The following is a 12,541-nucleotide window of genomic DNA, read 5'->3' on the forward strand; positions in this document are numbered from 1 at the left end:
TCGTCCGTCCGATTTTGTATATCCGTTAATTGAGTTATGCGTTTCTATGCAAGTTTGGGGATTTTTTTTATATTTTTGCGTTTTATTGCATATTTTGCTTTTTTATCTGTATCATTACGTACGATTAAGGGTAGCCAATGATCCTATTTGATTTTATAAAACTCGTATTGATTGCAACTGTCTTCTTATGGAGTGGAATACTCTATGGGCAGAATGATAGTAACCTGGTCAAAGGTACTGTGGTTGACCCCGAGATGTCACCTGTTGCCTTGGCTACAGTAGGGTTGTACAGCAGCAGTGGGGTATTGGTATCCAGTACAAACACTGATAATCTGGGAATTTTTCAGCTTCGGGGTAAAATCCCGGGTAAATATTTTATAGCGGTAAAACACCTTGGCTACCTAGATCATAGGAGCGCCCTATTTGACCTTGCTAATGGCAATCTGGGTACCGTAAAACTCTACCGACAGGAAAATAAATTGGAAGCGGTGACGGTCGAAGGTAAAAGAGCGGTGCTGACGGTTGATGGTGGCACCATTGTCTATCAGGTGGAAAATAGTATCGGAGCACAGGATATTTCGGCTTTTGACGCATTGAAAAGAGCTCCTGGGGTACAGGTAGAAAATGAAGTCGACATTACGCTCAACGGTAAAAGCGGAGTGCAGATCTTGTTGGATGGGAGACAAACTTTTCTTTCGGGAAAGGAGCTCAACGATCTATTGAAGTCGATGTCATCGAATAATCTCCGATCCATCGAAATTGTCAATAGTCCTTCTGCTAAATATGATGCGAGCGGTGCTGCTGGTATTATTAATATCAAAACGAAGAAAAATCAGTTGAAGGGGTTGAACGGAAGTATAACAAGTGCTTTTGCTTATGGTGTAAGCCCGAAGCAATTGCAGAATATGACCTTCAATTACCGGGTGAATAAACTCAATGTATTTGGGAATTATAACCATACATTGGGCCATTACAATTACCTCTATGGGACTGATCGTAAGCAAAACGGCAAATCTTATGACAGCCATACGGTCGATGTGGACAAGCGCCAGAAAATGGGTGCTCAGGTGGGGGTAGACTACTTTCTGAACGATAAAAATACAATAGGTTTTTTGGCAAATGGTAATTTTATCTTCGGTGGTGGACTGACGAATACAGCTACGGCTATTGCAACACTTCCTTCAGTTGTATTTGAAGAATCTCTTGATGCAATCAACGATTACTATGGTCAGAGTACCAAGCGCTACAACTTTAATCTGAACTACAAATATGAAGATACACTTGGTCGTAGTCTAAATGTGGATTTGGACTACGGTCTTTTTGATAAATGGAATAAAAACCTACAATCGAATACCTATCGGGACAACCAGGGAAATGTCGTTGACGAAAATCTGTACCGCACGCTGAATAATATCGATATTGATCTAAAAGGGCTAAAGGTTGACTATGCTACGAAACTGTGGGACGGAAAATTGGAAGCAGGTGCCAAATATTCGGCTGTAGGCTCTAAAAACAATTCCCGGTTTTATCATGTCAGCCCCGTAAGTGATAGTCTCGATAATAGACGTTCCAATGATTTTCATTTTGACGAACGCATAGCCAGCGTATATCTTGACTATAAAAGAACTATCGGAGAATGGTCTCTCCAAGCTGGGCTACGGCTAGAAAATGCGAATTCCAAAGGTATTTTATTTTATCGGGAGCAAGGAAAGGATCTGGATGACCATATCAATAGAAATTTTACCAATCTTTTCCCCTTTTTATCTATCACGAGGCAACTGGCCAATAAACAGACAATTTCACTTTCATACGCCAAGCGTATTGAAAGACCAGCGTATCAGGATCTGAATCCTTTTGTTTATATGCTCGATGAACTGTCTTTCTGGAAAGGAAACCCGTTTTTGACCCCCTCACTGACCCAGCGGTTTTCCTTACTTTATTCCCTGAAAAGTTCGACGGTTGTCGGCTTAAATTATGCGTATACGGATCAATTGAATGCCAAGATAACGGATACATTGGAAGCTGATAAAATAATGATGATCAGCAAAAATGTGGGTACGCAAAAGCATTGGTCGCTATCCTTGACTCAGACGCTAACACCGAAACCTTGGTGGGATATTACCTTTAATGGGTTGATGTATTATATCCACAATGATGTTTCATTTGACCAGTACCAAAATCTCAATTTAAAGCAGACCGCGGGACGTGTTAGTCTGCTACAATCTTTTAAGCTGCCGAATAAGATGCGGTGCGAGATTTCAATGGTCTACAACTCCAAGCGGCTGAGTGGTGCAAATACGATCAGTAGACCGATAAGTCAACTAGATATTGCATTCCAAAAGAGTTTATTGAAGGATAAGGCGACACTTAGGCTGGCCGTAACCGATGTTTATAAAGGTAACCAGATTAAATACACGCAGAATTTACCCGGTTTGCAATCATCAAGCTACGGCTACTATGAGTCAAGACAGGTGCGTCTGAGTTTTGGCTATAGATTTAGCAGTGGGGCGGCAAAGGAACAACGTAGTCGAAAGTCAGCGCTAGAAAGTGAAAGTGGCCGAATACAGTAATGAAAAAATAAGGACGTCAATCACTTGGTGTACTGTCTAAATATTGTGTTCTTTTAGAGCTATTGAGAATGGATGTGTTACACATCCAAATGCTGAATTTTCAGGAACTTAATCGTAATACCCATCTGCCCGAGGTGGTACATATCATGGTGAATTAAACCCGTTAACAAATACTTATAATCGTGCGGAAAGGAGGTGTCAGCATGTGGGTAAGCAGTATGAAGGAAAGAGTCATCTTTTCCTTCCAGAAAAGAAATAATATTTTGCTGTGTTATATGAAGATCCTGCATTAGATTCTCCCAACCACGTTTTCTTAACTCATCATTGCTTCACCAGTTTGCGGCATCGCTCATATCGAGTCCTCTTTGATTTCCTTTTAGGCGGCTTAAAACTTCCCGGCGCCACTCGATTAAATGTGATACTAACTCTGCTATGCTATGCATTGCGGGGATAGGACGTTCAAAAGCTGTCGTGCCATCCACCTGAGATAGCTTCTTTTCAAAATTTTCGTCGATCCAGAGATCAGCTGTTTCGACATCCTTTAATTGTTGAATATGATCTTTTATCAAAATATCATCCATGATTATCAGTTTTAGTTCTCTTTTTTATAAAGGAACAATTGCTGGATGGAGAAGGTTTAGGGAAAATGATGCCGTTTTGGAAGCGGCTATCGCACAGTTGACAGGTGGATAAGTGACAACTATATTTAATATATTAAAAAAGCGCATCGTTATTGTTCGCTTTTGGTTAAATCTGATTGCATTGTTTTGGTACCAGAAAAAGGTTAACAAAGATTATAAAACATTTTTTAGCTCGATCAGGTTAAAGTGATCATCATTTTTAAGGAAGTCTTTTAGTATGGCAGCAAAAGGATTGATGCGAGGGTAGTTTTTCTTTTTGCTAATAAGCCTAATCGCTTAGACGGATAATAACTTGCATATAACGAATGATAAAAAAGATGTACGGGATCTCAATTTGCCACTGTGCCTGGTCTATGATCGCTGTATATTTAGGCGTAATTCTTTTTAGGTGGTGGACAATGAAATAACTTTTTAGCTATTTCTGATTCACATAATTTTACTGATCTGATAGATAAATATAGGTTAATTTTATGTTTATGTAGTTTATTTTAATATATTGATTATTAGTTATTTCAGTTGTAATTGTAGTTGCGTTTAGTTGTGAAAGAGTTATCTGTATTGTGCTGCAATATCCTGATGGCGAATTTAAAATATTACAACCAAGAATTCGGAAATTCCTATTTACAATTGAAACCCTTAGATAGGGCTGAAGTAGTGGGTAGTAAGGAGATCAAAGTGGAAATACTGATAGATGAAAATTTGATCAAGTTTGCCGTCACAGAGGTGACAATGACAGAAGCCACTGCTTTGATAAAATACTATTTTGAGCTCGATGAAATCGGTAATATAGATTCCTGTGGGGTCGGATATCCATAGCGGATTAGTCGTGATAAATTTAGTGTCTGCAGATGTTTTATTTGTATTGTTATTGTTTGTAGTTTAATATGTTATATTGGTTATATAAATTAAAAGTATAGTGCTAAAAACAGGTGCTTATAACCATTGGTTATGGTTGTTTTTGGAGTAATCCGATATGTTTTAAGCAGAGATAGGCTGTCATGGGGAGAGGCCAATCGGTAGGAGAAAATGAATTTCGACTAAGCTTGGATGCATTGTTGTGGTGCACGAAGCTACCAGACAATGGACGCAGTATTGATGGTGTAAAAGGAGGTATTAAGGTCGTAGCGGAACTATTAGGTCTATTCCTTGGATCAGGTTGATTACGGAGAAAAGTTGTGTACAGGCGATATTTTGACTATCAGAGGAGGACAGTATCAGTTTTATCGAAATGGTCAAAAAGAGCCTTCGATATCAGATGTAGTATAAAATAATATCAGCTGTGCATCGGATATTGAATGTGTTCCAGCTGTTTAGTAATCAATCTAATGTGGGAAAATACGGTTTTTATGTATTATAATTAATTTATTCATAGGTCATTGTCTTGTTTTTGGTTAAGTTATAGTGATGGTTGGTGTTCTCGGTATGTAAAGGCAGACTGACTGGTTGTGCAACCCGATGATACTGACTAAAAGTAATCTGCGCTTGATCTGTGGATGTGGGGTTGAGCGGAAACTCTCCATTGGTAAATGTCCTATTTCGCTTTTGGGCTATGTAGCTTTCTAAGTCGAGGTTTGCTATTTCCGCAGTATCTATTCAAAAAATCCGTTCTACGGACAAATTCCTCCTTTAGACGGATTCTGTCTAGCTTCCTTAACGATACCTTTGCAACATATTTATGTTATTTAGAATAATTCTTGATATGCTTTACACTACAAAAATTAAATGGTCATTTGTTGCTAGCATACTGGCGGCGGTATGTTGGATTATTGGAGATATGTTTGTCGCGGGTTTTGATGTAGATCCTTCGGAATATCCACTTTTTTCGGAGACTTATGCGGATCAGGTGGACGTGGGTATTGCGGTACTCATGCTGAAAGGGTCGAGCGCACGCCTCATGTTTGGTGCACTGATTGCCTCGATGACGGCTACTTTGTTCCTGCCGGGCGTATGGTTAGCCTATCAGTATTTTCAGGACAAATCCAGGTGGTATGCCTGGGGAACTTATTTTGTGTTGATAGTCAGTGTTATGCTGATGCCCCTCGGTCATGCGGACTTTTATTATACGGGTGAAATATACAAAGCAATATACCATACCGATCCGGTAGCTCATCAATATCTGTTGGAGACAGCCTCGGGCTTTACGAAGGTACTGTATATTGCTTGGGGGACGGCTATTGTGGTGTTGATGGTAGGTTGGCTACTGTTTTCGATACTGGTTTTTATGCGGAAGACACAATTGCCCGCTGGGCAGCCTTTATCAGTCCTGTTTTTATCACCATCTATCAGTTGCCCTTGAGATTCCTACCCTCGTCTGTACTGAAGGGCTGGTTGCTCGCTGCGGGATTTAATATTGCATACCTGATTTTTTTTATCTTGTTGTGGCTACTTTTCAAAAAACCCGCGGCACAAGAGACGGTGATAGATTCTTAACCTACATTAACTTTTTAGCTTAAACTAGGTTATTGGTTTATACTGCTTTGTTGGCGTAAATTTGGATATACAAAATCGAACAGCAAGCAAGCAAGCAAGCAAGCAAGCAAGCAAGCAAGCAAGCAAGCAAGCGGAGTGTATTCGATGATGTATGGATTCAAAAGATAGGAGTATTAAAAATGAAAAAATCAATTGAAAAAATCTTCCCTCGACCTGCACAGCCAGGTATGGTAGGTGACGGATTCCGTGTGTACAATATGGTTCCCGGTAACGGGATTACCAAAAGACGGATGAGTCCTTTCCTCTTATTGGATTTCAATGCGGAATTTGATTTTGGTCCATCAGATCATATTCGTGGGGTAGATGTTCATCCGCATAAAGGTTTTGAAACCGTGACTATAGCCTATAAAGGAAGTGTGGCGCATCATGACAGTTCGGGTAACAGCGGGGTGATCAATCCCGGGGATGTTCAATGGATGACAGCTGGAGCAGGAATATTGCACAAAGAGTATCACGAGGAGAATTTCTCCAGAGCTGGTGGTCCTTTTGAAATGGTGCAGCTTTGGGTTAATCTACCTGCAAAGGATAAGTCTACGGAAGCGCATTACCAGGGCATTACTGCAGATCAGATGGGCAAAGTACAGTTGCCTGAAGATGGCGGTATTGTTAATATCATAGCTGGTATATTTCAGGATACAAAAGGACCAGCCGAAACTTATACTGCAGTCAATCTCTTTGATATTAAATTAGAAAAGGGTCATCAGACAGCATTTACTGTTCCCAAATATCACAATTCCGCCATTCTGGTTGTCAATGGAGAAGCAGAGGTCAATGGACAGTTGGCCAAAGAACATAGTTTTGTGCTGTTTGAAAACGATGGTGAAGAAATCGTGATCAAGGCCAATGAGCAAGCTGTCTTACTGTTTATGAGTGGAGAACCTATTGACGAACCTATTGTAAGCTATGGCCCTTTTGTAATGAACACACAAGAGGAAATCTATCAGGCTTTCGAGGACTTCCAGGCTGGTAAATTCGGTACACTTGAATAGTCATTGATAGAAAACCACTGTACTACTTTCTGCTAAAAATGATTGCTGAATATAAATGTCGGTTTATAGATTAAATCATGAATTTCCCCTGAGTCTAAAAGCTCAGGGGATTTTTTTTGAATAAGGTTCTCTTTACAACAAGCCGTTCAGTTTTTTTTATCGATAGATCTGGTATTTCAATAGCGCCTAAGACAATTGTGGCGGTACAACTTCAATGGGGTGGTGTAGACAATGTAGACAAAATCATATGGTTGTTACAAAAATAAAATAGGAGTTGTGCCAAAGTCTTTGGATATTTGAAGATTGGACTTGCCTTAGTTCACTAGGGCAGGTTTTATAAACTGATGTGTTACCATATACCATATAGATGAAAATAGGAAGATTTATAATGTTGCTACTGCTACTCAGTATAGGACAGATCATAGCCGCCAAGGGGAAAACCGAGTTAAAAGTGCTGCAGATCAATATCTGGCAGGAGGGGACGGTTGTACCCAATGGATTTCCGGCTATTGCGGATGAAATCATAGACAAGAATGCTGATATCGTGCTTTTTAGTGAGGTACGTAATTACAAAGGAACAGATTATATCCAGCGGATATTAGCAGAATTAAAATCCAAAGGGGCAAGCTATTTTGGTAAGTCAAGTGATGAAAAGCTGGATGTTGGATTGATCTCCAAATTTCCAGTGGCGGACCAACACGCACTGTATGGTAAAGATAGCGAGATGGGAGGTGTGTTGAAAAGTAAGATCAAAGTTGGCAACCGCGATTTCGTCTTTTATTCTTTACACCTGGATTATACCAATTATGCCTGTTACCTACCTAGGGGGTATGATGGAGTAACCTGGAAGAAATTGGAGAACCCGATTACTGAGGTGTCTGCAATTGTAGAAGCCAATCGTAAAAGTAAAAGGGATGAAGCGATACGTGATATTATACACGATGTGGACGGGGAGAAGCAATCCCAATCTTTTATTATTGCGGGCGATTTTAATGAGCCTTCACATTTGGACTGGACTGTAGCGACAAAGGATTTGTTTGACCATCGGGGTGCCGTGGTGCCTTGGGACTGTTCGGTTCTATTAAACAAAGCGGGGTTTAAGGATAGTTTTCGTGTGCAGTATCCCAATCCGGTAAGTCATCCCGGGTTTACCTATCCGGCGTTCAATAAGGATGTCCCTATTGATAAGCTGGCCTGGGCACCTACAGCTGATGATCGGGATAGGATAGACTATGTCTATTATCGCAGTAAGCAACCATTAAAAGTGGTGAAGGCGAGGATTGTGGGTCCTGTGGAAACGGTGAAATATGCTAAAAAGCAGGAAAAAGATAGCGAAGATGAATTTTTGCTTCCAAAAGGAATATGGCCTACAGATCATAAAGCCCTGTTAGTGACTTTTAGCTTTTAGGAGAGAAAAGTTAATTGCATTGCTGTGGATTGAATACAGTGCTAAAGGAATACAGGGGACATTGCACGGCATAAGAAGCACGGACAGGTTTTTAGCAACAGGTCTGTGCTTCTTTTTTGGAGGCCTGGTTTCTTGTGGGGTATGATGGTAAGCCAACGGTGAAAATTGAACCTTTATTGGGAATACTCTGAATATCGACTATACCTTTATTTCGCTCGATCAGATCTTTGCATAATACGAGCCCTAAGCCCGACCCGGGTTCATCTTCCGTACCGAATGATTTATGCTGGATTACATTAAACAGTGAGGCCGATTTGGAGGGATTAATTCCAATCCCCTCATCTTGGATATGAATGTTGGTATGGATCTCATTCCTACTGCAATAGATGCTTATCTTTCCAGCCACGTAGCTAAATTTGATGGCATTACTAATAAGGTTGCGTAGTATGATGGACGTGTGATCCTTATTGGCGAAGATATGTGTTCCTTCGGTGATATCAATTTCTATCTTGAGTTGTTTTACCTGTATCTGATCAGCAAATAATGTCATGATTTCGCGAATCAATGGTTCGATCAGCACTAAAACAGCTGGGCTGGTAATCCCACGCATGCTACTACTTCCCCATTGCAGAAAGTCGTCCAGTGCCTGGTTTTGATGCACAATCTGTTGATAAAGTTGTTGTATATATTCTCTAGATACGGTATTGTTAAGTATTTGGTCGCGAAGCATCAACACCAATGCTTCCAAACTAGCAAATGGACTTTTGATATCATGAGCGATGATGGAAAATATTTTTTCCTTATCGCGATTCATGGATTCCAGTTTTCTCCGCTGGTCTTCAATCTTCTCCATATTGTTGTAAATAATCTGGAGGAAGGAGTTTACAGCGATTACAATAAAAGCAAGTGCATTGCTAATGTTGAAGATCAGTCTCAGCCTGGGAACACGTTGGACAACAGGAACAATTGTCGGAAGGAAATAGAGCAATGCAATGGCGAAAGAGGTAGCAAGACAGAAAAAAATATGGACACGACGGTCGTCATAGAGCAACATCGAAGCAATAAGGGTGCATAATAGAAAATATTCGCCTCCATTTTTAAACAATATCGCTCCCAAAAGAAAAAAAATGAAATTGCTGATTAATAACATCGCTTTCGCAAAGTTATGTTTACCATCGTATTGTAGAAAGAGTACCGAAATAGAACAGATGGTATTGGATAGGTTGATCGTCGACAGCAAGTAACGTTTGTCGATGATATTAAGGATAAAAAAGCAAAGCGTTGGTAATAAGCAAAGTATGGCAATCAAGTTGACCATCTGTATCCTTTTGAGGTCGATATAGGACATATCCGGACGGGTACCAATATTAGTGAGTATGTTCCAATATCTTCGGATATAGTTCATAGTTTTATTTAATCTGCTAGTGAATATTAATCCGCTAAATTAACATAAATAAGGTTTTGTAGTGTGATGTTTAGCGAAAAAAATCTTCGCAATACTTTAATTGATAGATGGCTGGGGTACCTCTGATGGATGATCATGATACAACTGATTTAAGACTTCGGTTGAACAGCCTTAAATCAGTTGTAGGATTGATAGAGACTAGCTATTTTCTGCATGTAACCAGACTACTTTTTGATCTGATTCATGTTGTTGACCAATAATGTTGCGGTAGAGCTCTGGTCTTCGCGCGCTGATATAGCGATGTCCACCAGCCTGTATCAGTTTTTCGGGTGTTATTGTAGCTATGACAAAGCTATCGTCAAATGTACGGCATTCAGCGAGAATATCCCCGAAAGGGTCTAAGACCATTGAACAACCGTTTTTTAACTGATCGTCATCCATTCCGATAGGGTTTGAAAATACAGTATAGACCGCATTGTCATAGGCCCTAGCAGGCAACCATTTCATTAGCCAGCTCCGTCCTTTCATTCCATCAAACTCCAAACGCAAGGAGGTTGGGTCATTTTCACGATTATGCCAGAGCTGAGGATCTACAAAGCCCGCTCCGGGTCTAGATGAAGGTGTGCACATGGTCACATGTGGCATAAAGATAATATCAGCTCCCAATAATTTTGTCGCTCGTACGTTTTCAATGACATTATTATCATAGCAGATCAAAATACCACATTTCCATCCTTTGATCTCAAATATCGTATAATCTTGACCTGCGCTCAGGTAAGGATTTATGAAGGGATGTAATTTGCGATGTTTGGCAATTAAGCCATCTTTGTCGACGCAGATATAAGGCTTATATAAATTGTCATTTTCATCTTTTTCAAAGAAACCAGCAAGAATGGTGATATTGTATTTGGCGGCTATCTCGATCAACTTCTGGGTGCTCTTACCTTTCGGAACGAGTTCGGCAATATTGAGCATCTGCTGTTTATCTAAATTTCTTGCAAAGGTATAACCTGTAATGGAGCATTCGTGAAAGGCAATCACGTCAGCACCTTGTGTTGCGGCCTGTTGCGCAAGGGTCTCGATGATTGCCAGATTATAGGCTTTATCCGCACTTTTATGCTCAAATTGTGCTGTAGCAATTTTTAATTTGTCCATATTTCTTTCATTGATCTATTGACAAATCTACTTGTAAGTGGTTAAGATAAATTGTACAAACCCGACAAACGATCGGGCAAGGCTTGAAACTCCATAAAATTGATTGCCAGTCTGCTTGTATTGTTCAAGTATATGGATGGTGTAAAACCGGTATATTTTTTAAATGTCCTGATGAGATGAGATTGATCAAAATACCCACTTTCGTAGGAGATCGTCGTCAGTGTGGTATCATCAGGTTTATTGCGAAGCAACTTCAAAAAGAAATGGAGCTGGACAATGCTTACGAATTTTTTTGGACTCATACCGACCTGTTCGGCAAATATCCGTTCCATGTGTCGCTCAGTATGGCCGCTGTGTTTGAGTAGTTCTTCAACAGAGAGGAGTCCGTTATGGTCGGTAATATATTTTAATACATTGGAAAATGAGGTTTGACCTAGCGATTTGTTTTGAATGGCGAGTGTATAAAAGAAGGTATTTAATGCATTTAATTTGGCTGTTGGATGGCTGCGGTACATGAGCTGATCATAAAGCCGTTCTGCGGACTGTCCAAAGATATCCTGTAAGCCAATGATTTGATCTTTTAGCTCATGTGCCGGTACACCCAGCAATTTGTAGAGGCCATCAGGTTGGAATACAACAATAATAAAGGAAATCCGTTCGATAAGACAGAGATCTTTAAAATGACTGATCTGACCGTACAAAAATGACTGGGGGAGATGATCGCTTTGGTTGATGGATAAAAGGCCCTGATTCAAAAGGAATACGATTCCTGTATTTCCATCCGAGAATAAGCGTAGCGTTTTTTGCGAATCGGCAGCGCTTTCCAAAAAGAGGTAGTGTTTGATGTAAGGCAATAATTCTTTTGGTGGGAGTATCTGCATGATCTAATCCGTGAATTGATGTATACCAAATGTACGTATTTCCTTGCATGAAAAATTAAAAATGATTTGATATCTGGCGTTATCTGCCGCCTCTATTGAGGTTTCTGACCGCGTTAAGATAGACCGGCGTGTATTGAATCAACAGCTTAAGGGGCTGGAGCACGACGGAATACTTCGCAAAGAGGTCTTTAAAGAGCTGCCACCCCGGGTGGAATATACCCCTGACACCACTAGGTAAAAGTCTGGTGGAGGTGTTCTGGAAATTAAATGACTGGGGTGAATCGCTTTTAGTTGAGAAGAATGATTCTCACTGTTAAGAGCCTGCTCATTCTATGAGCAATAGTGGAGCATATTGCTCCAACCCAATTATGTGCTTAGTTTCTATAGTCGTTACAGCGATCCATACGGCTACAAAATTGCAATTTATTCCTTCTTGGATTGGCGGGATTTGATTTCTTGGTTGATCTGTATATTATTCACATAGATCGGTATAAATACACAAAATAAGGAAGCTGCAATACCTGAAAGAGCATATTTTTTTGTTTTAAATGAGAGGTAGACTAAAACCACGATAGCTATAAACATAACAATGCCAAAAGATATCATAACTCCAATGGACTGTTTTTTCTTTTTGTTTAACTCCTCGCTGGTCAATTGGGATAAAACTTTATTCTCTGGCATGGTTCAATTGTGTTAGGATTTATAAAAAAGAGTTATATAACTCTCTTGTTAGAAACAAATTTAAATAAATTTTTGACCCTGTAAAGTTATTTTTTGATGCAGCTAGTAAAGTTAGATAAGGGCTGCTTTGAGAGAGGGAATCTTTGTTTTGACCAAAATCTAATGGTATATGTGATCGAAGGAGATGAAAAAGTAAAAAATTATCAAACGCTTGGGCAATTTAGTTGTTCTTTTAATTAACTGGTCTTGGAGCCAAATGTTATGAATTTTTATTTAGGTATTCATAATAGCAATGGCCTAATAGGGAATAGTATCAATAAC

At 39.8% G+C, this 12,541-nt stretch carries 13 protein-coding genes; 7 read left to right on the forward strand and 6 right to left on the reverse strand.

Annotation, left to right across the window (positions count from 1 at the left end; genetic code table 11):
* Positions 1-137 precede the first annotated feature (137 nt).
* On the forward strand, positions 138-2,570 hold the full coding sequence (locus tag OGI71_RS04105; protein WP_282254038.1) for a TonB-dependent receptor: 2,433 nt from the start codon (positions 138-140) through the stop codon (positions 2,568-2,570).
* A 77-nt stretch (positions 2,571-2,647) separates the two neighbouring features.
* On the opposite strand, the gene OGI71_RS04110 is transcribed toward OGI71_RS04105, so the two are convergent.
* Both OGI71_RS04110 and OGI71_RS04115 read right to left on the reverse strand, forming a co-directional pair.
* The gene (locus OGI71_RS04110; RefSeq protein ID WP_282254039.1) at positions 2,648-2,860 is read right to left on the reverse strand and encodes a hypothetical protein; all 213 of its coding nucleotides are present in this window, start codon (positions 2,858-2,860) and stop codon (positions 2,648-2,650) included.
* A gap of 39 nt (positions 2,861-2,899) precedes the next feature.
* Positions 2,900-3,151 (reverse strand): hypothetical protein, encoded by a 252-nt coding sequence (locus OGI71_RS04115; RefSeq protein WP_282254040.1) that lies wholly within the window; start codon positions 3,149-3,151, stop codon positions 2,900-2,902.
* Between the two features lie 636 nt (positions 3,152-3,787).
* Here OGI71_RS04115 and OGI71_RS04120 point away from each other — a divergent pair.
* The 5 genes from OGI71_RS04120 to OGI71_RS04140 all read left to right on the forward strand — a co-directional run bounded on the left by OGI71_RS04120 (position 3,788) and on the right by OGI71_RS04140 (position 8,098).
* Positions 3,788-4,027: a hypothetical protein gene (locus OGI71_RS04120; RefSeq protein WP_282254041.1), complete on the forward strand. Its 240-nt coding sequence runs from the start codon at positions 3,788-3,790 to the stop codon at positions 4,025-4,027.
* A 182-nt stretch (positions 4,028-4,209) separates the two neighbouring features.
* Positions 4,210-4,371: a hypothetical protein gene (locus tag OGI71_RS04125; RefSeq protein ID WP_282254042.1), complete on the forward strand. Its 162-nt coding sequence runs from the start codon at positions 4,210-4,212 to the stop codon at positions 4,369-4,371.
* 515 nt (positions 4,372-4,886) lie between these two features.
* Positions 4,887-5,507 carry a DUF6796 family protein gene (locus OGI71_RS04130; RefSeq protein WP_282254043.1) on the forward strand — a complete coding sequence of 207 codons (621 nt, stop codon included), beginning with the start codon at positions 4,887-4,889 and terminating at the stop codon, positions 5,505-5,507.
* Positions 5,508-5,820: 313 nt separating this feature from the next.
* Positions 5,821-6,690 (forward strand): pirin family protein, encoded by an 870-nt coding sequence (locus OGI71_RS04135; protein WP_282254044.1) that lies wholly within the window; start codon positions 5,821-5,823, stop codon positions 6,688-6,690.
* A gap of 367 nt (positions 6,691-7,057) precedes the next feature.
* Positions 7,058-8,098 (forward strand): endonuclease/exonuclease/phosphatase family protein, encoded by a 1,041-nt coding sequence (locus tag OGI71_RS04140; RefSeq protein ID WP_282254045.1) that lies wholly within the window; start codon positions 7,058-7,060, stop codon positions 8,096-8,098.
* Positions 8,099-8,189: 91 nt separating this feature from the next.
* On the opposite strand, the gene OGI71_RS04145 is transcribed toward OGI71_RS04140, so the two are convergent.
* The 3 genes from OGI71_RS04145 to OGI71_RS04155 form a co-directional block, all read right to left on the reverse strand.
* On the reverse strand, positions 8,190-9,503 hold the full coding sequence (locus OGI71_RS04145) for a HAMP domain-containing sensor histidine kinase (protein WP_282254046.1): 1,314 nt from the start codon (positions 9,501-9,503) through the stop codon (positions 8,190-8,192).
* A gap of 198 nt (positions 9,504-9,701) precedes the next feature.
* Positions 9,702-10,658, reverse strand: a complete 957-nt coding sequence (locus OGI71_RS04150) for a nitrilase family protein (RefSeq protein ID WP_282254047.1) — start codon at positions 10,656-10,658, stop codon at positions 9,702-9,704.
* A 41-nt stretch (positions 10,659-10,699) separates the two neighbouring features.
* Positions 10,700-11,539: a helix-turn-helix transcriptional regulator gene (locus OGI71_RS04155; protein WP_282254048.1), complete on the reverse strand. Its 840-nt coding sequence runs from the start codon at positions 11,537-11,539 to the stop codon at positions 10,700-10,702.
* A 133-nt stretch (positions 11,540-11,672) separates the two neighbouring features.
* Between OGI71_RS04155 and OGI71_RS04160 the strand changes: the two genes are divergently transcribed.
* Positions 11,673-11,777, forward strand: coding sequence for a winged helix-turn-helix transcriptional regulator (locus OGI71_RS04160; protein ID WP_282254049.1), 105 nt, complete (start codon positions 11,673-11,675; stop codon positions 11,775-11,777).
* 185 nt (positions 11,778-11,962) lie between these two features.
* On the opposite strand, the gene OGI71_RS04165 is transcribed toward OGI71_RS04160, so the two are convergent.
* Entirely contained in the window at positions 11,963-12,220 is a 258-nt protein-coding gene (locus OGI71_RS04165; RefSeq protein ID WP_282254050.1) for a hypothetical protein, read from the reverse strand.
* Positions 12,221-12,541 lie beyond the last annotated feature (321 nt).

Origin of the sequence: Sphingobacterium sp. ML3W (assembly GCF_029542085.1) — a bacterium.
Taxonomy (GTDB): Bacteria; Bacteroidota; Bacteroidia; order Sphingobacteriales; family Sphingobacteriaceae; genus Sphingobacterium.